Consider the following 20,267-nt stretch of genomic DNA (forward strand, 5'->3'; position numbering starts at 1 on the left):
TCAGATCACCCGCCCCTGCCGCAGCACCGACACGGTCGCCCCACCCAGCAGGAGCAGCGCCGCCAGCGCCGCCACCCACGAGGTCACCTCGTGCGGCACCGTCCGCGTCGTCCACTGCAGCTCGATCGCGTCATAGACCGCGGCCAGCGACGCAGCGTCCGAGGCGCGCCGATACGTCCCGCCGGTCGTCTCCGCGACGGCCCGCAGCGGTGCCTCGTCGAGCGCGGTCGCGATGCTGAAGCCGTCCACGGCGATCGTCGTGCCGGCCGGCGTCCCCAGCCCGATCGGCTCGATCCGCACACCCGCTGCCGACGCGAGCTCGGCCGCGCCCGCGGGCCCGTTGTCCGTCGTGTCCTCGCCGTCGGTGAGCAGCACGATCGCGGTGCCGCCGTGGTAGCCGATCGGCGTCTCCTGGTCCGTCCCGCGCTCCGCGTCTCCTGGCGCCTTGACCGGCTTGCCGACGATCGCGCTCAGCCCACCGAGGATCCCGTCCGCGAGCGAGGTGTCGCCGGCGGGCCTGAGGCGCGCCACTGCCGCGAGCACCGCGGCCCGGTCCTCCGTCGGGCGTTGCGTCACGAGCCCCGTGCCGCCGAAGGCGACGACCCCGATGCGCACCGATGACGGTTGCTTCGCGATGAAGGCGCGCGCGGCCGCCTTGGCCGCCTCGAGCCGCGACGGCTTGACGTCAGTCGCGGCCATGCTGTTCGACACGTCGAAGGCGAGCACGACCGTGCCCTCCCGACGTGGCTCCGCGACCGAGGCCACCGGTCGCGTCAGCGACAGCACCATGACGGCGAGAGCAGCGACGAGCAGCACCGGCCCGAGGTGGCGCCACCGCCCGCGCGGGGCCGCCATGACGAGGCCCTGCGCCGCCAGCTCGCGCCGTCGCCGCTCCTGCACCCGCAGCACCCGCCGGTAGCCGGCGACGAGCAGCGGCACGATGAGCAGCCCCGCCAGCGCCCACGGCCAGGTCAGCGACAGCTCACTCATGGCCGCCTCCTCATGGCCGCCACCTCATCGCCGTCTCCGACGCCGTAGCTCGGAGATCCGCAGCAGCGACCGCACGAGGTCCTCGTCGGTCCGCACGGGATAGACGTCGACGCCGGCCCGCCGTGCCCGCGCCTCGAGGTCGGCCTGCCGCGCCTCCGCGGCCGCCGCGAGCCGCGCCCGGAAGGCGACGTCGCTCGTGTCGACGAAGATCTGCTCGCCCGTCTCGACGTCCTCGACGTAGACCCCGCCCGCATCCGGCAGCTCGCTCTCGCGGGGGTCGATCACCTGGATCGCGACGACCTCGTGCCGCCGCGCCAGCCGCGACAGCGGCGCCTCCCACCCGTCCGCGGTGATGAAGTCCGACACGACGAGCAGGAGCGATCGCCTCCGCGCGATGCCGTATGCCGCCGCGAGCATCGTCCCGAGGTCCGTGACCGACCCGGACGGGGCGCGGTCTCCAGCCTGCGACGTCCGCCTGGCGAGGAGGTCGTGGGCGATGCGGAGCACCTGGCCTCGACCCGACGCGGGCGGGATCACCCTGTCGACCCCGGTGTCGAGGACGATCGCCCCGACGCGGCTGCCGCCTCGGGTCAGCACGTGGGCGAGCGTCGTCGCCACCTCGGCGAGCACGAGGTCCTTCTGCCGGTCGACCGGTCCGAAGCCCATCGACGCCGAGTGGTCGAGCAGCAGCCATGCGGTCAGCTCGCGGTCCTCGACGAACTCGCGGACGTAGGGCTCGTCGAGCCGCGCCGTGACGTTCCACTCGATGTGGCGCAGGTCGTCACCCGGCACGTACTCGCGCAGGTCGGTGAAGTCGATCCCCGCCCCACGGAAGAGCGTGCGGTAGTCGCCCTGGAGCCGGCCGTCGAGCCGCCGCACCACCCTCCACTCGAGGCGGCGCAGCAGGCTCTCGGCGCTCAGCCCGGCGGTCGCGCCCACGTCACGTCACCGCCGCCGGCAAACCCACTATCACCGCCACCAGCAAACCCAGCCCCACCACCGAAGCCGCCGGGCCGCTCCCGCAGCGGCGCCGTCGGCACCGGCACCGCCTCGAGGATCGGCGTCAGCAGGGCGTCCGCCGACACGTCTTCGGCAAGAGCCTCGTACGACAGCACGATCCGGTGCCGCAGCACGTCGCGCGCGAGGTCGCGCACGTCGCCCGGCAGCACGTAGTCACGTCCCCGGAGGAAGGCCAGCGCCCGACCCGCCAGCACGAGGTTGATCGAGGCCCGCGGGCTCGCGCCGTAGGTCAGCAGCCGCGCCAGGTCACCCCGGCCCACGCTCGCGGGATCGCGCGTCGCGGTGGCCAGCCGGACGGCATACTCGATGACCGCGGGGTCGACGTAGACGGCGTCCGCCTCGCGCTGGAAGTCGCGCAGCATGTCCGGGTCCAGCACCTTCACCGTCGCCACCGCAGCCGCGATCTGTCGCTCCACGACGACGAACTCCTCAGCGGCAGAGGGGTATCCGATGAGCACCTTGAGCATGAAACGGTCGACCTGCGCCTCCGGCAACGCATACGTCCCCTCCGACTCGATGGGGTTCTGCGTTGCCATGACGAGGAACGGGTCGGGCGCCGGGTAGGTCTCGCGCCCGATCGTCACCTGGCGCTCCTGCATGACCTCGAGCAGCGCGCTCTGCACCTTCGCGGGCGCCCGGTTGATCTCGTCGGCGAGCACGAGGTTGGCGAAGACCGGACCGAGCGAGACCTGGAACTCGCCGTCCTTCTGGTTGTAGATCCGCGTCCCGACGAGGTCGGCCGGCACGAGGTCGGGGGTGAACTGGATGCGCTGGAAGTCGCCCCCGATCGCCTGGGCGAGCGTCCTGATCGCCATCGTCTTCGCAAGCCCCGGCACGCCCTCGACCAGCAGGTGCCCCCGGGCGAGCAGCGCGACGAGCATGCGCTCGACGAGGACGTCCTGCCCGACGATCGTCCGTTTCACCTCGTAGAGCGCCTGCTCGAGCGCGTGACGCCCCGTGGGTGCCTTGCCGTCCATGCCGTCCTCCTGCGTGACCACGCCTGCCGCTCCTGCCGATCCTGCCGATGCTCCTGATTCCGTATGCCGTGTGCTGCGCCCGCGCCGCGGCGCGGGCTCACCGTGGCGGGCTCCCCGCTGCGCCGCCCGCCGTCGCGATCGGAACCGCGAAGCCGATGCCGACGAAGAGGCTCTGGTCGGTGGGGTTGGCCAGTCCCGTGACGATGCCGACGACCTGCCCGGCCTTGTTGAGCAACGGGCCGCCGGAGTTGCCGGGGTTGACCGCGGCGTCGAACTGGATGAGGTGCTCGAGCTTGCGGGTGCCTTCGACGGTGACCGTCCGGTCGAGCGCCGACACGACGCCGGCCGAGAGCGAGTCGGTCAGGCCGAGCGGGTGGCCGACGGCGAAGACGGGCGCCCCCACCTGCACCGCGCCGCCGAGCACCGCCGGCACGACGGTGTCCGGCAGGCGGTGCGGGCGCAGGGTGGCGATGTCGCTCGCCCGGGTGCTCTGGGCGATGTCGGCGCCGGCGTTGGTGCCGTCGCTGAACGAGATCGTGATCGACTCGGCGCCGTCGACGACGTGCAGCGCCGTGAGGACCGTCCCGTCGGCATTGATGACGACGCCCGCACCGGTGCCCTCGCGGTCACCACTCAGCCGCGTCGTGATGAGCACGAGCGAGGGCTCGATGGCCGCGTGGGCGAGGGTCGCGTCGGCCGGCTTGGCCGCGTCCTGCTCGGCCCGGCGCTCGATGCCCGCCTGCACGTCCGCCGCGACGTCGGCCCGGGTCAGCGCCGCAGGAGGTGCTGGGCGGGTCAGCGCGTAGGAGATCGCGAGCGCACCCACTGCGAGGACGGCGATCGAGGTCCACCACAGCCGAGCCGGGATCCGGCGCAGCCGTGCGACCAGCCGGCGCGGGCCGCGGGGCGGCTGCGCGGCCGGTGAGCCTGCGGGGTCCGGTGAGCTCGCGAAGCCTGGTGAGCTCGGTGAGCTCGGTGAGCGAGGACCGACCACGTTGAGCAGCGCCGACGATGCGGGCGCAGGTGGCTGGGAGGCACCGCCCGACGGGGCGGCACCGGGCTCCTGCGGAGCGGTGACCCGTGCCACCTTTTCGACTGTACGTTCCCATCGGCCCGAGCGGCAGTGGTCAGAGAAGGTCTGCCGTCGCAGCGCACCCTTCGGCGCGGGGGTCAGGCAGTGACTCAGCCGCCCGCTTCCTATAGAACTAGGGGGTGCCGACTGCTGCGACCCTGCTTCACGACCGGCTCGTCGAGCAGCAGCGCGCCCTCGTCGAGGCCGAGGCTGCGGTCCGCCGCCGCGAGCCCGAGGGCATCCACGACCTGCGCGTGGCGATGCGACGCATCCGGTCGGCGCTCGCGAGCTTCCGCCCCGTCGTCGACGCCGGCGTCACCGACCCGCTGCGTGACGAGCTGAGGTGGGCGGCGGGCCGGCTGGGGGAGGCACGCGACGCCGAGGTCGTCGCCGAGCGCATCGTCACCCTGCTCGACGAGGTCGCAGCCGACACCCCGCCCGAGGTCCTGGCCCGCCTGCGCGATCGCGTGCACGCCGATGCGGCCGCCGTGCGCGACGTCGTCGACGAGACCCTCGACAGCGCGCGGTATGCCGAGGCCCTCGTCCTGCTCGACAGCGTCGTCGCGCGCCCTCCCTTCACGGACGAGGCACAAGGCAAGGCGCGCCCGCTCGCCCGGCGACGACTGCGCCGCGAGGCCGACCGGGTCCTCGGTCTCGCCGAGGAGGCCTGGGCCACCACCGAGCCCGAGCAGCGAGCCGCGCAGCTGCACGACGTGCGCAAGCGCGCCAAGCGACTGCGGTATGCCGCCGAGGCCTGTGAGCCCGTGCTGGGCGACCGCGCCACGAAGGTCGCCGGTGCGGCCCAGCAGATCCAGACGACGCTGGGCACCCACCACGACGAGATCGTCACGCGGGCAGCGCTACGCCGCATCGCCGAGGCCGACGACGGCGACGAGGCGGGCGCCTTCCTCCTCGGTCGCCTCGACGCCCTCGAGGAGCTGGCCGAGGCGCGTGTCGAGCACCAGGCCGCGAAGGACATCGCGAAGCTCGAGCGCGTCGCCGCCAGGCAGCTCGGCTGACAGCTGCTCGGCCGACAGCGGCTCCTAGGTCGCGCTGCCGGCCTCGCGGATGTGGCGTGGCACCTGCTGCTCCGGGTGCGGCTCGTCGCCGACCTCCTTCTGCGCCAGCCACATCCGAGCCTCGAGGTCGTCGCGCACCGCGGCGTAGGCCGGGTCGTCGGCCACGTTGACGAGCTCTTCGGGGTCGGCCTCGAGGTCGTAGAGCTCCCACTCCTGCGCGAAGCGCCGGTCCGAGCAGCCCGGCAGCCCCAGCCCGTCGTTGTAGAAGAAGATCAGGGTGTAGCGGTGCGTGCGGTAGCCGTAGTGCGCCCCGACCTGGTGGCTGCGGTCGTCGTGCATCCAGTAGCGGTAGTAGAAGCCCTCGGACTCCCCTCGCCTGTCTCCATCCCGGTCCCGGTCGCTCTCTCGATCGGCTTGCGCCTCAGCCGTGCCCGTGAGCTCGCCCCAGAACGACCGCCCCTGCATGCGGTCCGGCACCTCGACCCCGGCGGCCTCGAGGAGGGTCGGTGCGATGTCGACGTTCGTCACGATGCGGTTCGTCGCCTGCCCGGCCGGGACGGCTCGGGGATAGGACAGCACGAAGGGCATCCGGATCGACTCCTCGTACATGAAGCGCTTGTCGAACCAGCCGTGGTCGCCGAGGAAGAAGCCCTGGTCGGAGGAGTAGATGACGATCGTGTCGTCGAGCTCGCCCCGGTCGGCGAGCCATGAGGTCAGTCGCCCGACGTTGTCGTCGACGGAGGCGACGCACGCGAGGTAGTCCTCCATGTAGCGCTGGTACTTCCACAGCGCCTCCTCGTCCGGTGAGAGGCCTTGCGGCACAGGCTGCTTGAGGTCCTCGGCCGTGAGGTGGTCGGCGACACGCATGGCTGCCCGGCGCGCGGTGTCCGAGCGGCCCGCGAGGTCGTCGGTGAACGTCGCGGGCACGGGGATCGGAGCGCCCCCGAGAGGGCCGTCGGCGGCATACAGCCCGGCGTGGGCGGCGTCGGGCTCCCACGGACGGTGCGGCGCCTTGTGCCAGACGAGCACGCACCAGGGATCACCACCGCCGAGCGACTCCACCCAGTCGATGGCGAGGTCGGTGATGAGGTCGGTCGCGTAGCCGGGCTCGACGCGCAGCCCGTCGGGCGAGCGGAAGCGCGGGTCGTGGTACTCGCCCTGGTCGATGAGGGCGTCCCACCGGTCGAAGCCCTGCGGGTCGTGCTCGACGCCGTCGGTCGATCCCTGGCCCATGTGCCACTTGCCGACGAAGGCCGTGCGGTAGCCCGCCTCGCGCAGCGCCGTGACGAAGGTCGGCTGCGAGGCGTCGATGAAGGTGTCGAGGGTCGTCACGCCGTTGACGTGGCTGTAGGTGCCGGTGAGGATGGACGCCCGGCTCGGCGCGCACAACGAGTTCGTCGCGAAGAGGTTGTCGAGGCGCGCGCCGGCCGTCGCGATGGCGTCGATGTGCGGCGTGCGGTTGACGACCGACCCGTAGGTGCCGATGGCGTGAGCCGCGTGGTCGTCGCTCAGGAGGAAGACGATGTTGGGCCCGCGCGGCGGGTCCACCGCCGTCGGCTCCGTCGATCGGGATGGCTCGCCTGTCGTCGCGCTCACCCCGCCACGCTAGACGCCACCCCCGCAGCGGGTCGAGGTATGCCGCCCGGCCCGGTCGCCCGGCACGCGCACTCCCCGGTCGCCCGGCACGCGCACTCCCCGGTCGCCCGGCACGCACACTCCCCGGTCACCCGGCGCGCGCACCTCCCGCACGGCCCCCATCCCCAATCGAAAGAGCACTCCGTCGGGTCCTTGAAGATTTGAACACCCGACGGAGTGCTCTTTCGATTGGGGGGCAGGGTGATCGCGGCGCGCCTATTGTTCGAGGCGAGGGCCGTCGGCCGAGTCGCAGCGAGGAGGGCACGCGATGGTGGAGGACGAGGGTTCCGGTGCATCGGAGCACTCCACGCGTGCCGATCCTCGCGGTCGCACGGGCGGGCTGGGCAGGATGTTCCACGACCCGCCGAGGATGCTCGACCGGTTCGAGCTCGTGCTGCTCTTCGTCCTGGCGACGATCGCCGTGCAGGGTCTCGTCGACGTGCGCGGGTCGGTCTTCGCCGAGCTCTTCGCGCACGCGATCACCGGTCTCGCCCTCGTCGCTGCCGTGCGCGCCTCCGGCACGCGCCGTCGGTGGCGTCGCGCAGCCGACGTGCTCGTCGTCGTCATCCTCGTCATCAGCGTCGCGACGGTGACGTGGCGCCGTGAGGAAGGCACTCTGGCCGTGCCGCCCGAGACGACCTGGCTCATCGCAGCGGCGATCACGCCGGTGCTCATCGCCCGACGAGTGCTCCAGCACACCGTCGTCACCCTGCAGACGATCATGGGCTCGGTTGCGGCCTACCTGCAGATCGCCGTCGCCTACGCGTTCCTCTTCCAGACCATCGACGCCTTCACGTCCTCGCAGCCCTTCTTCGGCAAGGAGGTGTCGACGACGGTCTACATGTACTTCAGCCTCGTCACCATCTCCACGGTCGGCTTCGGCGACTTCGTCGCGGTGACGAGCCTCGGTCGGCTCGCCTCCGGCAGCGAGGCGGTCATCGGGCAGGTCTTCCTCGTGACCTTCGTCGCCCTCATCGTGTCGCGCTTCGCAGCCGCCATGCCGCTGGGGCGCGGCGCTCGGGGGCAGGCGCAGCCGGACGAGCCCGAGCCACCGCGCACGCTGCAGGAGGCGATGAGCCCCACCCAGTCCGAACCACCCCCACCTCCCGACCCCGACCGCCCCGAACACGCAAACCGCCCCGACCCGTCGGACCGGCCGGGCTCCGGAGCTCTCGGAGGCGGCTGAGCATCAGGTCGTCGTGCCGACCTCGATGCGCTCACCCACCGAGCGCTCCACGACGATGTCGATGTTGGGGGGCAGCTGGGCGCTGAGGTCTGCCATCAGGCTCGAGATGGGCGGCAGGTCGCCCGGCGCGGACACGTGGATGATCGCGGTGAAGCCCTGGTTGTCGACCTCGACGACCTCGGCTCCGGGCACCGACGAGATCCACCGCTCTGACACCTTCGCGACCCGGTCGTCCAGCTGCGCGTAGGCGTAGCCGAGCGTGGTGTTGACGACGAGCGGCACGATCACGAGCAGGACGAGCAAGCCCAGGGTCACCTGCGTCGAGCGCCGCGACCGGCCTGCGCGCTCGCCTGCCTCGGTCGTGTAGCCGAGGCCCGTGAAGACGATGCTGCCGGCGAAGACGAGCGCGAGGAAGTTCGAGAGGAAGAGCACGAGCGCCCCGAAGGCGAGGCCGAGCTCACCCTCGCCCAGGCTGATGCCGACGACCCCGAGGGGCGGCACGAGGGAGATCGAGATCGCCACGCCCGGCAGGATCGCGGCGACGTCACGGCGCGCGAGCGCGATGGCCCCGGCGAGGCCCGTGGCGAGCGCGGCCACGAGGTCGACGAGTCGCGGGCTCGTGCGGCCGGCGATCTGGCTGTTCTCGAGCAGCACGGTCGTGCTCGGGACGACGAGCGAGAAGAGCAGCCCGATGGCGATGACTGCAAGGGCACCGAGGACGACGAACTTCACGCCGCCGGTTCTCTCGCGCTTCACGAGGGCGAGCGCTGTGCCCATGATCGGGGTCGAGAGCGGGGCGATGATCATCGCCCCGATGACGGTCGCGGTGGAGTCGGCGATGATGCCGGCGCAGGCGATGCACGCTGCGAGCACGAGCATCGTCCAGAAGGCCGAACGCTTGGCCCGGACGTCGCCCTCGTTGAGGTCGAGCTCGGAGGTCAGCTCGTCGAGGGTCCGCCGCTGGTTGTCCGGGAGCACCCGTGCCCTGAGTCCGATGTCCATGGCGTCAGTGTGTCGGAGCGGGGTCGGCCCGGCATGGGGTTCACGCGGTGGCGCCGATCCGTCCTAGCATCCGGGAATGCCCGTTCGCCAGGTCCGTGACGCCACCGCCGCCGATGCGCGGGCGTGCACGGGCATCTACGCCCCCTACGTCACCGACACCGCCGTCACCTTCGAGGCGGACCCGCCGAGCGTGCCGGAGATGGCGCTGCGTATCGAGGGCGCCCAGCGTCGCCACGCCTGGCTCGTCCTCGAGGAGGACGGCGAGGTCGTCGGCTACGCGTACGCCGGGCCGTTCAAGGAGCGAGCAGCCTACCGCTGGTCGTGCGAGGTGTCGGTCTACCTCGCGCCCACCCGGCACGGCACCGGCGGCGGGCGCGCGCTCTACGAGGCCCTGCTCGCACGGCTGACCGAGCGCGGCTATCGCATGGCGGCCGCTGGGATGACACAGCCCAACGAGGCCAGCGCCCGGTTGCACGCGGCGCTGGGCTTCGAGCCGGTCGGCACCTTCCGCGCCGTGGGCTGGAAGCACGGCGCCTGGCGTGACGTCACGTGGGTCCAGCGGCCCCTCCGCGACGCGACCGCCGCCCCGGGCGCCGACCCCACCTGACGCATACGCCAAGAAGTGGCCACTCGAAGTCGAGTGGCCACTTCTGGTCGGGTCCTCGAAGTCGAATGGCCAGTTCTCGTCGGGTCATCCCTGTCGAGTGGCCACTTCTCGTCGGGTCCTGCCTGTCGAGTGGCCACTTCTCGACGGGTCAGGTGAGGGTGGGGTAGTCCGTGTAGCCCTCGGCGCCGCCGCCGTAGAAGGTCGCCTGGTTCGGCTCGTTGAGCGGGGCGCCCTCTCGCCACCGGCGCACGAGGTCGGGGTTGGCGAGGAACTCGCGACCCACCGCGACGAGGTCGCCGAGGTCGCGCTCGAGGATGTCCTCGACGTCGGCCAGCTGGGTCACCGAGCCGAAGCCCGTGTTGAGGATGACCGGGCCGTCGAAGCGCTTGCGCAGGTGGCGGACGAGGTCGGACTCCGGGTCGCCGAGGATGCTGAGGTAGGCGAGCCCGAGCGGAGCAATGCCCTCGACGAGCGCCTCGTAGGTCGCGGCGGTGTCGGCCTCGTCCTGCTCGAGCACGCCCTGGATGTTGTGCGACGGCGAGATGCGGATGCCGACGCGGTCTGCGCCGATCGCCTCTGCGACGGCCGTGGTGATCTCGACCGTGAGGCGCGCCCGGTTCTCCGGGGAGCCGCCGTAGGCGTCGGTGCGCTGGTTGCTCGACGGGGCGAGGAACTGGTGGGGGAGGTAGCCGTTGGCCGCGTGCACCTCGACGCCGTCGAGGCCCGCAGCCACGGCCTGGCGAGCAGCGTGCACGAACTCGGCGACGAGGGAGGGGATCTCGTCGGTCTCAAGCGCGCGCGGCGTGGCGAAGTCCTGCTGCCCGCTCGGCGTGACGATCTGGCCCGCCGCGGCGATGGCGCTCGGGGCGACGCTCTCGAGACCGTTCTTGTTGTCAGGGTGCGCGATGCGGCCCGCGTGCATCAGCTGCACGACGACGTGCCCGCCGCCCGCGTGCACGGCGTCCGCCACGAGGCGCCACCCGGCGACCTGCTCGTCGGAGTGGACGCCGGGGGTGTCGAGGTAGCCCTGGCCGACAGCGCTCGGCTGCGTTCCCTCGGTGATGATGAGACCGGCGCTCGCGCGCTGGCCGTAGTACGTCGCGTTCAGCTCGGTCGGCGCCTGGCCCTCGCCCGCGCGGTTGCGCGTCAGGGGGGCCATGACGAACCGCTGGGGAAGGTCCCAGCGGCCGATGCGGATGCTCTCGAAGGCCTTGGACACGGGCCAGCTCCTTGGGGGTCGGAAGTTCTTGGTGATGCTTCAACTACCCAATGGACAAGCGAGGGCCACGGCCGCGCATTCCCGAACGTTCGCGAGGTGGGCGGGCGATGAGCGCGCGGTGGGTCCGGACGGAGGGGACGGCATACGCCGACGGCCGCCGACGCGGGAGGCCTGGAAGGACCACCTGCGTCGGTGAGGGCCCGCCGTTCTCGGGGGACGACGAAGGGCGGGGGATGGCAACCATCCCCCGCCCTCGCGAGAACGCCGCGTCAGATCACGGAGCGTAGATGTAGCGCATGCCTGGACCGTTGGTCAGCGTGCGCGTGTTGTAGTTGTACGGGCCGGCAAGGGCGTTCATCTCGATGATGGTGACCTTGTTGCCGCTGACGCCCGTCACCCAGGCGACGTGGCCGACGCTGGAGGAGCCCTGCACGCCGGGCTGCATCACGAGGATGGAGCGCGTGCGCGGGACGCTGCTCACGGTGTAGCCGGCAGCAGCGGCACCGGAGCCCCAGACCATCGCGTTGCCGGTCCAGCCGCCGGGGTAGTACCCCTCGGACTGGTACCACTTCGCGAGGGCGCCCCACGTGCACTGGCCCGGGGTGGCCCAGTTGTGCGAGGAGCGGGTGCCCGAGGAGGCGCTCGGCGCGGAGGCGTTGGTCGTCGACTTCGTCGCCGAGGTGCTCGAGGTGAGCGAACGACGGGTCAGGTCACGCGACGCCTTGGCGGCGGCGGCCTTGCGAGTGGCGGCAGCCTTGGCCGCAGCGCGCTCGGTCTTGACCTGGATGTCCTCGATGACGACCGGCTTGGCCGGAGCCTTGCGAGCCGCGATCGCGGCCTGCGGCTGGGCGGAGAAGCCGATGGTCGTCAGGGCCGAGGCCGCTGCCGGAGCAGCTGTGGTGGCCGGGCCCACGACGGCGGGGGAGGCCTCGGTGGCCGCCTGGGGGGCGGTGCCGATGTTGGCGACGTTGGCAGCGACCGGGCTGGAGCCGCTCACGGTCTCGGCGCTGGCCGAGCCTGCGAAGCTGGCCACGAGGCCACCGGTGGCCGCGACGACAGCCGCGCCCTTCATGGCCGGCTGGGCCGACTCACGGGCGAGAAGCTTGAGTTCGTTCAGGGGGTTGTGACGCCCGGGCGCACGGTGGCGTCCGCGGATGTTCTCGATGCTCACACTTGCTACCTCTCCGCGCCTACGAAGTTAGCTGTCGGGTTCGGGCGGGGAGGTTGATGCCCGGTTCTCGCCCCGTTCGTGCTGCGCACGATCTGGGTAGGAACTTCACCCCAAGGGAGTCCGAAGTCGTTGCGTCGGACACCCGGAGAAACCTGTGGTTCCTCCGCTCCTGTCACAAGGTCTGCTGTGCCCCGCGAGGTGGTGACAGGACTAGGCGGTCCACCTCACGAGTGTCCGAACCGGATGGCCGGACGATGGAACGATAGACGAGTCAACTGCCCAATGTCACGTCGCGGTAACGGCGACGCGCGGAGTTGGCGAGTGATATCCCTTTTCTTCCGCGTGACCTGCCCTTTGCCAACGCTTTACTGAGACGCAGGTCACAGTGTGGCCCGGGTGTGGGGCGCGCGCGGGAGCCCCCCGATGCGGTATGCCGTCCCGCTCGGTCACCGGGTCCGGTGCGGGGAGCGCTGGCCCGCCCCCGCGGCCTCCAGCGTGCCTCGCAAGGGCGCCGGGCGGCATACCTGCGTGGCGTGGCGGGGGTGGACGGGGTGGCGCGCGGCGACTCCCCTCCTGTCGCCGCGCGCCACCTGTCTGGGGGAGTCCGTCGGAGCGGCTGCTAGCTCGTGCTCGTCAGGTGCCCGAAGACCACGACGTTGTCGCGGTACTCGTTGCGGCTGTCGACCGGCCCGCCGCACGTGACGAGACGGATCTCGCTCCGCGTGAAGTCGCCTTTGTAGACGAGGTCGGTCGGGAACGCAGCCTTCGGGTAGGCCTTGACGCGGTCGACGGTGAACGTCGCCGTCGTGCGGTCCTTGCGGGTGATGGCGACGGTGTCGCCGGGGCGAACCTTGCCCAGGCTCCAGAAGATGCCCTTGCGGCCCTCCGGTGAGTCCACGTGTGCCCCGAGGACGGCGGGGCCGAGCTGTCCCGGCGTGGGACCTGCTTGGTAGAGGCCGACCTCGTCCTCGGTGCCGGGCACCGAGAGGGCCCCGTTCTCCTGCACGGCCAGGTCGACGAAGGTCGTGGACGTCAGCCTGATTGAGGGGATCACGATCTTCGTCGGCTGCGAGGCGGGCAGGAAGTCGCCGAACGATGCCTCGCCGGTGGGTGTATCGGTGGGTGTATCGGTGGGTGTGGTCGTGGGAGACGGCGACGAATTCGCCTCGTGCTCAGTGCTCGTCGACGACAAGCCCCCTGTCGTCTCGGGCGACCGACCCGTCGACGCGGCGGCGACGGGCCCGGGAGGGAAGTCGTGTCCGCGGTCGCCACGGAAGCCCAGGAGGAGGGCGACCCCGGCGACGACGAGCAGGACCAGCGTGGCCGCCGCGGCGACGATGACGCCGCGGCGGCCTCCGGTCGTGCCGGTCGTGCTGGTCGTGCTGGTCGGGCTGGGACTCATCAGCCCCGGGCGCGCTGACGGCGCGCGGCAATGGCTCCGGAGCCGGCGGCGGCCACGAGGGCGGCTCCGCCGACTGCGAGGAGCATGCCGTTCGTGTTCGTGGTGCCGGCCATGCCGCCACCGGTGTGCATGCCGCCGGTGGGGGCGGCGACGAGGACGCCACAGAGAGCCGGGTCGGTCGCCTCGGTGGGCAGGCTCGGGTCGAGGTCGCTCTTGGTGCTGCCGGAGTACTTGCCGTCCTTGTTGTAGTCGACACCGTGGATCACGATGGCTGCCTCACCGGAGGCGACCTCCTTGGCGACTGCAGGGGTGACGTTGATGCTGCCGCGCTCGTAGCTGATCTTCCCGCCGGGGGCGGTGTCGAAACGGTCGACCGCGAGACCGCTCTTGGGGCTCGTGTCACCCGTCTTGGTCAGGGACACGACGATGTCGCCGTAGGCGGGACCACCCTCGGTCGTGTTGAGGTGGTGGTCGCCGTTCGTGTCGTCGCCGAGGGTCGGGCACTCGTGCCGGGCGGTCTCGCCGTAGTGGATGTGAGCGGCGTGGGGCTGGTCGGGCAGGAGGCCGGTCGCAGCCATCTCGACCTTGATCTGGGTGCCGGAGACCGTGACCTGGGCGGTGCCGCTGCCCTGCACTCCGTTGCCGGCGACGGGCTTGAGGTTCGCGCTGACCCATGAGTCGGCGGCGAAGGCGGGGCCGACTGCGAGAGCCATCGCGGCGGCGGCCGCAATGCTGGCGCCTGCGATTCGGGTGGTGGTGCGCATCTGTGTGCTCCTTGAGGCAGGAGACGAACCGTCGCGCGACCGCTGCTTGATCACCGTGATGACGGGGTCCGTTGACCATCTCCGGGCAGTGGTTCGGAGGCCGAAGGCAGGCAGATTGGACCATCCGTCCGCAAGGGCTCCCCATGACCCCCGGTTCGAGGTGATGCCGGGAGCCACGTGGGGTCCGCGATCACCTCGAACCAGGAGTGGGGTGCGCGGCGAATCGGCGCGGGGACTCTCCCCATCCACCCTTCGGTTCGAGGTGATGCCGGGAGCCACGTGGGATCCGCGATCACCTCGAACCGGGAGTGGCGTGCGCGGCGAATCGGCGCGCGGGCTCCCCATTCACCCCGATTCGAGGTGATGCCGGGAGCCACGTGGGGTCCGCGATCACCTCGAACCGGCAGTGGGTTCGGTGGGCGCGGGGTGAGTGGTGGGTCAGCCGCGGGAGCGGAGGCGGAGGCCCGGCAGCTCCGGGGCTGGGAGCGTCTTCTCCCAGGCGTCCGGGAACGGCCCGAAGTCGTCGTGCTCGCCACCGCCTCGCGTCTCGCGGGCCTGCTGCCACCGCTCGCGGTAGTCGACGATGTCGTCGTGGCTGCGCCCGATGAAGTTCCACCACATGACGATCTGCTCGCCGAGCGGTGCGCCGCCGAGGAGCAGCAGCCGGGTCGGCTCATCGCCCGCCTCCACGGTGATGGACGAGACGCCGGTCGGCACGAAGACGATCTCGCCGGGCTTCGCAGTAGCGGACCCGACGCTGACCGTTCCGGTGTCGCAGAGGAAGCCGTGCTCGTGCCCCGCGTCGACCCCGATGTCGAGCGAGCCACCGGCGGGCAGCGTCACCTCGGCCCCGACGAGCTCGGTGTGCATCGACACCGGTGAGACCTGACCGAGGAGGCTGCCGAGGAAGACGAGCACCCGGGCGCCGTCGACGTCGACGACGGGCGGGGCGTAGTGCTCGAAGCCCGGCTCGGCGAAGCGGTGGGCCTCGGGCAGCGCCACCCACAGCTGCGCACCGTGCAGCGTCGTCGTCTCCGGAGTGGAGTACTCGGAGTGCGCAATTCCTCGACCGGCGGTCATGAGATTCACCTCGCCCGGTCGGACAACGGCATGAGCGCCGGTCGTGTCGCGGTGTTCTATCTCTCCGGAGAAGAGCCACGAGACGGTCTGCAGGCCGGTGTGCGGATGGCCCGGCACGACCATTCCCCCGGTGGTCGACACATCGGCCGGGCCGTAGTGGTCGACGAAGCACCAGGCCCCGATGAGGGAGCGTTCGCGTTGGGGCAGGCTCCGCCGCACGAGCATCGCCCGTGGACCGCCCAGCGGCACATCGCGGCTCGGCAGCACGACCGGACCGTGCCGGCCGTCCTCTCGTCCGTCGCAGGTCACCTCGGTGGGCTGGCGGTCGGGGTTGCTCACCCTCGCGAGCGTAGTCTCCGACCCTCTCTCGCACCCGGACGAAGGGCACGGTCTCCCTGGCGGCCGGGCCGCATCCGCCCGGTCGCCACAAGATCGCCAGCCATTCACCCGGTTGTCCAGACAATTGCAGCCCGTACCCATTTCAACGCGCGCATTCTTCGTGGCCGTCTTAGCATCGAGCCACTATTGGTCGGGGGAAGACAGGGAAGGTCAGTGCATGTATTTGACGCACCGACGGGGGCGCTCGGCGCTCGCCGTCAGCTCGATCGCGACGGCTTCGGTCGTCGCCGCGATGGCGGCGGTCCCGCTCTCGCTTGTCTCCCCGGCGGCCGCCACCGCGGCCGGCTCGGGCACCCAGGGCTACATCGTCCAGATCGCGGCCGCTCCGCTTGCCAGCTACACCGGCGGCACGAAGGGACTGGCCGCGACGAAGCCGCAGGCCGGCAAGAAGGTCGACACGACCGGTCCCGCGGCCCGCGCCTACGAGGCCCACCTCAAGGCTGCCAGGGAGGCCGCCATGCGCTCGGCGGGCGTGACGCCCTCCCGCGCGACCAAGACCTACGACGTGGCCTTCAGCGGCTTCACCGCCTCGCTGACTGCCGACGAGGCGGCCCGGCTCGAGAAGACCCCGGGCGTGCTCAACGTCTGGAAGGACGAGATGCGCACGGCCGACACGGTGTCGACCCCGAAGTTCCTCGGGCTCGACGGCGCGACCGGTGTCTGGCAGGGGAAGTTCGGCGGCAGCAACCACGCCGGCGAGGGCATGATCATCGGCGTCATCGACTCGGGCATCTGGCCCGAGAGCGCCTCCTTCGCCGCACTGTCCGAGCCTCGGCCCGACGCCGCGACGATCGCGGCGAAGTGGAAGGGCACCTGCCAGGCCGGGGTCGCGACCAACGGCGCGCCCGTCACCTGCAACAACAAGCTCATCGGCGCGCGCTACTACGACACCGGCGCCGCGGTGGAGCCCTTCGAGTTCCGCTCCCCCCGCGACTACAACGGCCACGGCAGCCACACCGCCTCGACGGCCGGTGGCAACCACGGCGTCCCGGCCACCATCAACGGCGGGGCGGTCGGCGACATCAGCGGCATGGCCCCCCAGGCCCGCATCGCGGCCTACAAGGCGCTCTGGGCGACCCCGACCGGCACGGCGTCGGGCTCGACGTCGAACCTCGTGGCCGCCATCGACGATGCCGTCTCGGACGGCGTCGACGTCATCAACTACTCGGTCTCCGGCTCGAGCTCCTACATCGTGACGGCCGACGAGCTCGCCTTCCTCGGCGCAGCCGACGCAGGCGTCTTCGTCTCGACGTCCGCGGGCAACAGCGGTGACACCGTTGGCGCCTCGAGCGTCGCCCACAACTCGCCGTGGACGATGACGGTCGCGGCGAGCACCCACGACCGCGGCGCCACGAAGACGCTGACCCTCGGCAACGGCGCGAAGTACACCGGTCTCGGTGTCGGCGCCGGCGCCGGTCCGGCACCACTGGTGCTCTCCTCGTCGGTGGGCCTCGCCGGCCAGAGCTCGACCGCGGTCGTGCTCTGCGCCCCGGGCAGCCTCGACCCGGCCAAGGCGACGGGCAAGATCGTCGTCTGTGACCGTGGCGTCTACGACCGCGTCGCCAAGAGCGCGGCCGTCAAGCAGGCCGGTGGCATCGGCATGGTCCTGGCGAACACCTCGGCTGCGCAGTCGCTCAACGCGGACTTCCACTCGGTGCCCACCATCCACGTCGACAACGTGGCGGGCGCCGCGACGAAGGCCTACGTCGCCGCCGCGGGAACCGGTGCGACGGCCACCATCTCGGCCGCCGACACGACTCCGGTTCGTGCACCGGAGATGGCGGGCTTCAGCTCCTACGGTCCGGCCATCGCCGGCGGTGGTGACCTGCTCAAGCCCGACATCACGGCTCCCGGCGTCGACGTCATCGCGGCGGTCTCGCCGGCGGGTGACGCCAACGGCAACTCCTTCAACGCCGAGTCCGGCACGTCGATGTCCGCCCCGCACATCGCCGGCATCGCCGCGCTCGTCATGCAGGCACACCCGACGTGGTCGCCGATGTGGGTCAAGTCGGCCCTCATGACGACGGCGACGACGCTCGACAACCAGGGCAAGCCGATCCAGCGTGCCGGCAAGGCCGCGACTCCGCTCGACTACGGCTCCGGCCACGTCCGCCCGGCCGAGGCGTTCAACCCCGGTGTCGTCTTCGACTCCGACGTCAGCGACTGGATCGCCTACGGCTGCTCCATCGGCCAGATCCAGCTCATCACGGAGGCCGGCTACTGCGACCAGCTGCCGGCCATGGACCCGAGCGACCTCAACTACCCGAGCATCTCGGTGGGCCAGCTCGCGGGTTCGCAGACCGTCACCCGCACGCTGACCAACGTCGAGGGCCGCGCCTCGCAGTACGCCCTCTCCGTCGACGCTCCCGCCGGCTTCACGGCGTCGGTCAGCCCGTCGAAGGTCACCATCCCGCCGGGTCAGTCGCGCTCCTTCAAGGTCACGCTGACCCGGACGGCGGCACCCTTCGGCACGTGGGCCTTCGGCTCGCTCACCGCGAGCGGCAACCGTGGCCAGGAGGCCAGGAGCCCGATCGCGGTCAAGCCGGTCGCCGCCGCGGCTCCGGCTGAGGTGACGATCCCGCAGTCCGGTGGCTCGATCACCGTGACGCCGGGCTACGCCGGCACCCTGTCGACCTCGGTCAAGGGGCTCGCCCAGGGTGACGTGCAGACGGTGCCGACGACGAAGCCGGTCAACACGACCGCGACCGTGACCATCCCTGCAGGCACGACGGTGGCCCGCTTCGCGACCTACGACGCCGACTACCCCGCCGGCACGGACGTCGACATCGAGGTGCGTCGTGGGACGACCGTCGTCGGCTCCAGCGCCGGTGGCACGGCCGAGGAGTCGGTGACGCTCGACAGCCCGACCGCTGGCACCTACACAGTGACGATCGACTACTTCGACGGCGCCCCGGCAACCCTGCCGGTCAAGCTCGTGTCGTATGCCGTCCCGTCCAGTGCCGTCGGCAACCTCACTGTCGACCCTGCGAGCCAGGCGGTGTCGGCAGGTCAGCCCGCGACCGTCCAGCTCGTGACGTCCGGTCTCACGGCGGGCACCCGCTACCTCGGCCGGGTCGACTTCTCCGACGGCACGTCGGACGTCGCCCGCACCCTGGTGGCCGTCAGCCCCTGACGCCACAGCGGCACAGCACCACCAGCACGACCAGCACGATGGCGGGGCCGACCCACGAGGGTCGGCCCCGTCGCTGGCGTCCGGAGTGTCTCCTTGAGGGCTGAAAGGGCCAGCAAGGAGGCCGCCAGGGGGCAGGCTGGGTAGGTTGACCGGAGTGACAGACCCCCAGGCCCCCGGCGACGGCGCCCCGACCACGCAGGACGCCGCCACTCCTGCAGCCGCCCCCGCCTCAGCCGCAAGCCACCCCGCCACTACCAGCGGGGAATGGTCCGCCTGGCGGGTCGTCTGGTGGTTCGGCTTCGTCAGCCTCGCGGCCGACATGGTCTACGAGGGGGCGCGCTCGGTCTACGGCCCGCTGCTCGCCTCGCTCGGTGCGACGGCCACGGTCGTCGGGCTCGTCACCGGCGCGGGCGAGGCGATGGCACTCGTCCTCCGGCTCGTCTTCGGCCCCCTCGCCGACCGGACCGGCCGCTACTGGAGCCTCACCGTCGTCGGCTACGGCATGACGGCCGTCTGCGTGCCGCTCCTCGCCGTCACCCCCTTCGTCGGCGCGGCCGGGCTCGTGCTGGCCTCGGTCCTCATCCTGCTCGAGCGCGCCGGCAAGGCCGTGCGCAGCCCCTCGAAGTCGGCCCTGCTCGCGCACGTCGCGACGGCGGTGGGCCGTGGCCGTGGCTTCGGCGTGCACAAGGCGCTCGACCAGGTCGGCGCCCTCGCGGGCCCGCTGCTCGTCGCCGCGGTCATCGCCGCTGCCGCGGGAGCGATCTGGCCCGCCATGGCCGTCCTCGCAATCCCGGGAGCCGCCGCGATGCTCCTCCTCGCCGTGATCCGCTCCCGGGTGCCTGATCCCTCGGTCTACGACGGCACAGAGCCCAGGCCGGAATCGCCTGCAGCACAGACGAACACGCGTGGTCCTGGCCTCCGAGGATGGTTCGCCGACGCCGTCGGTGCGCACCTTCCGCGCACGTTCTTCGGTTACGCGCTCGCCGCGGGCCTCACCACCGGCGGCCTGGTGACCTTCGGCATCATCGGCTTCCACCTCACCGTGGCCGGGCTCGTCCCCGTGGCCGGCGTCCCCCTCGTGTATGCCGCCGCGATGGGTGTCGAGGCCCTCGCCGCGCTCGGCGTGGGCCTCGTCTACGACCGTCACGGGGCCGCGATCCTCTATGCCGTTCCCGTGCTCGTCGCGCTCGTGCCGCCGCTCGCGCTCGCGGGCCAGCTGTGGGTCGTGCTGATCGGCGTCGCGGTCTGGGCGCTGGCCTACGGCGTGCAGGACTCGACGGTCAAGGCACTGGTCGCGGAGGTCGTCGAGGCACCGAGGCGGGCGACGGCATACGGCGTCTTCGCGGGCATCCAGGGCGCCTTCGCCATCGTGGGCGGCGTGTCGGCGGGCTGGCTCTACGAGCGGTCGCTCATCGCGCTCGTCATCGTCGTCGCGGTCACGCAGCTCGTGGCCCTCGTGCTGCTCGCGCGCACGATCGGCTCCCTGCGGCGGCGCCCCACCCCCGTCTGACAACTCGAGTGGCCTCGTCGTCACAGTCGATCTGGCCCGGCAACAGTCGAGTGGCCCCGTCGTCACGTGACGACGAGGCCA

General features: G+C 71.7%; 16 protein-coding genes and 1 riboswitch. Of the genes, 5 read left to right on the forward strand and 11 right to left on the reverse strand.

Annotated features, from left to right (window positions below; translation table 11 throughout):
- From FHX52_RS11615 to FHX52_RS11630, 4 genes are all read right to left on the reverse strand, one after another.
- Positions 1-990, reverse strand: a complete 990-nt coding sequence (locus FHX52_RS11615) for a VWA domain-containing protein (RefSeq protein WP_141822260.1) — start codon at positions 988-990, stop codon at positions 1-3.
- Between the two features lie 24 nt (positions 991-1,014).
- Positions 1,015-1,929: a DUF58 domain-containing protein gene (locus FHX52_RS11620; RefSeq protein WP_141822261.1), complete on the reverse strand. Its 915-nt coding sequence runs from the start codon at positions 1,927-1,929 to the stop codon at positions 1,015-1,017.
- Positions 1,908-3,008 carry an AAA family ATPase gene (locus tag FHX52_RS11625; protein WP_246069937.1) on the reverse strand — a complete coding sequence of 367 codons (1,101 nt, stop codon included), beginning with the start codon at positions 3,006-3,008 and terminating at the stop codon, positions 1,908-1,910. The genes FHX52_RS11620 and FHX52_RS11625 overlap by 22 nt, the downstream gene beginning before the upstream one ends.
- Before the next feature lie 76 nt (positions 3,009-3,084).
- On the reverse strand, positions 3,085-4,074 hold the full coding sequence (locus FHX52_RS11630; protein ID WP_246069938.1) for a S1C family serine protease: 990 nt from the start codon (positions 4,072-4,074) through the stop codon (positions 3,085-3,087).
- Positions 4,075-4,199: 125 nt separating this feature from the next.
- On the opposite strand from FHX52_RS11630, the gene FHX52_RS11635 reads away from it, so the two are divergent.
- Positions 4,200-5,078 carry a CHAD domain-containing protein gene (locus FHX52_RS11635; protein ID WP_141822262.1) on the forward strand — a complete coding sequence of 293 codons (879 nt, stop codon included), beginning with the start codon at positions 4,200-4,202 and terminating at the stop codon, positions 5,076-5,078.
- 24 nt (positions 5,079-5,102) lie between these two features.
- Here the strand turns inward: FHX52_RS11635 and FHX52_RS11640 are convergent, their stop codons facing one another.
- Positions 5,103-6,674, reverse strand: coding sequence for a sulfatase family protein (locus FHX52_RS11640; protein WP_246069939.1), 1,572 nt, complete (start codon positions 6,672-6,674; stop codon positions 5,103-5,105).
- A 307-nt stretch (positions 6,675-6,981) separates the two neighbouring features.
- On the opposite strand from FHX52_RS11640, the gene FHX52_RS11645 reads away from it, so the two are divergent.
- Positions 6,982-7,899 carry a potassium channel family protein gene (locus FHX52_RS11645; protein WP_141822263.1) on the forward strand — a complete coding sequence of 306 codons (918 nt, stop codon included), beginning with the start codon at positions 6,982-6,984 and terminating at the stop codon, positions 7,897-7,899.
- Between the two features lie 3 nt (positions 7,900-7,902).
- Here FHX52_RS11645 and FHX52_RS11650 read toward each other — a convergent pair whose 3' ends face one another.
- Positions 7,903-8,901 (reverse strand): TIGR00341 family protein, encoded by a 999-nt coding sequence (locus tag FHX52_RS11650; RefSeq protein ID WP_141822264.1) that lies wholly within the window; start codon positions 8,899-8,901, stop codon positions 7,903-7,905.
- A 76-nt stretch (positions 8,902-8,977) separates the two neighbouring features.
- Here FHX52_RS11650 and FHX52_RS11655 point away from each other — a divergent pair, with 76 nt between their 5' ends.
- Entirely contained in the window at positions 8,978-9,508 is a 531-nt protein-coding gene (locus FHX52_RS11655; RefSeq protein WP_141822265.1) for a GNAT family N-acetyltransferase, read from the forward strand.
- 148 nt (positions 9,509-9,656) lie between these two features.
- On the opposite strand, the gene FHX52_RS11660 is transcribed toward FHX52_RS11655, so the two are convergent.
- The 5 genes from FHX52_RS11660 to FHX52_RS11680 all read right to left on the reverse strand — a co-directional run bounded on the left by FHX52_RS11660 (position 9,657) and on the right by FHX52_RS11680 (position 15,483).
- Positions 9,657-10,727: an alkene reductase gene (locus tag FHX52_RS11660; RefSeq protein ID WP_141822266.1), complete on the reverse strand. Its 1,071-nt coding sequence runs from the start codon at positions 10,725-10,727 to the stop codon at positions 9,657-9,659.
- A gap of 274 nt (positions 10,728-11,001) precedes the next feature.
- Positions 11,002-11,898 carry a CHAP domain-containing protein gene (locus FHX52_RS11665; RefSeq protein WP_141822267.1) on the reverse strand — a complete coding sequence of 299 codons (897 nt, stop codon included), beginning with the start codon at positions 11,896-11,898 and terminating at the stop codon, positions 11,002-11,004.
- Positions 11,899-12,094: riboswitch (cyclic di-AMP (ydaO/yuaA leader) on the reverse strand.
- 423 nt (positions 12,095-12,517) lie between these two features.
- On the reverse strand, positions 12,518-13,300 hold the full coding sequence (locus FHX52_RS11670) for a sortase domain-containing protein (RefSeq protein ID WP_141822268.1): 783 nt from the start codon (positions 13,298-13,300) through the stop codon (positions 12,518-12,520).
- Complete coding sequence (locus tag FHX52_RS11675) at positions 13,300-14,064, reverse strand: CHRD domain-containing protein (RefSeq protein WP_141822269.1); 765 nt, start codon at positions 14,062-14,064, stop codon at positions 13,300-13,302. The genes FHX52_RS11670 and FHX52_RS11675 overlap by 1 nt, the downstream gene beginning before the upstream one ends.
- Before the next feature lie 438 nt (positions 14,065-14,502).
- Entirely contained in the window at positions 14,503-15,483 is a 981-nt protein-coding gene (locus tag FHX52_RS11680; RefSeq protein ID WP_221630582.1) for a pirin family protein, read from the reverse strand.
- 217 nt (positions 15,484-15,700) lie between these two features.
- Between FHX52_RS11680 and FHX52_RS11685 the strand changes: the two genes are divergently transcribed.
- Both FHX52_RS11685 and FHX52_RS11690 read left to right on the forward strand, forming a co-directional pair.
- Positions 15,701-18,676, forward strand: a complete 2,976-nt coding sequence (locus tag FHX52_RS11685; protein WP_141822271.1) for a S8 family peptidase — start codon at positions 15,701-15,703, stop codon at positions 18,674-18,676.
- Between the two features lie 154 nt (positions 18,677-18,830).
- Complete coding sequence (locus FHX52_RS11690) at positions 18,831-20,186, forward strand: MFS transporter (RefSeq protein ID WP_141822272.1); 1,356 nt, start codon at positions 18,831-18,833, stop codon at positions 20,184-20,186.
- Positions 20,187-20,267: the final 81 nt, after the last annotated feature.

Origin of the sequence: Humibacillus xanthopallidus (genome assembly GCF_006717145.1) — a bacterium.
In the GTDB taxonomy this organism is placed as follows: Bacteria; Actinomycetota; Actinomycetes; order Actinomycetales; family Dermatophilaceae; genus Humibacillus; species Humibacillus xanthopallidus.

Excerpts from the sequence above, each read along its gene's own strand:
- FHX52_RS11615 (WP_141822260.1), bottom strand. The coding sequence starts at position 990 with ATGAGTGAGCTGTCGCTGACCTGGCCGTGGGCGCTGGCGGGGCTGCTC.
- FHX52_RS11645 (WP_141822263.1), top strand. The coding sequence starts at position 6,982 with ATGGTGGAGGACGAGGGTTCCGGTGCATCGGAGCACTCCACGCGTGCC.
- FHX52_RS11650 (WP_141822264.1), bottom strand. The coding sequence starts at position 8,901 with ATGGACATCGGACTCAGGGCACGGGTGCTCCCGGACAACCAGCGGCGG.
- FHX52_RS11655 (WP_141822265.1), top strand. The coding sequence starts at position 8,978 with ATGCCCGTTCGCCAGGTCCGTGACGCCACCGCCGCCGATGCGCGGGCG.
- FHX52_RS11670 (WP_141822268.1), bottom strand. The coding sequence starts at position 13,300 with ATGAGTCCCAGCCCGACCAGCACGACCAGCACGACCGGCACGACCGGA.
- FHX52_RS11675 (WP_141822269.1), bottom strand. The coding sequence starts at position 14,064 with ATGCGCACCACCACCCGAATCGCAGGCGCCAGCATTGCGGCCGCCGCC.
- FHX52_RS11685 (WP_141822271.1), top strand. The coding sequence starts at position 15,701 with ATGTATTTGACGCACCGACGGGGGCGCTCGGCGCTCGCCGTCAGCTCG.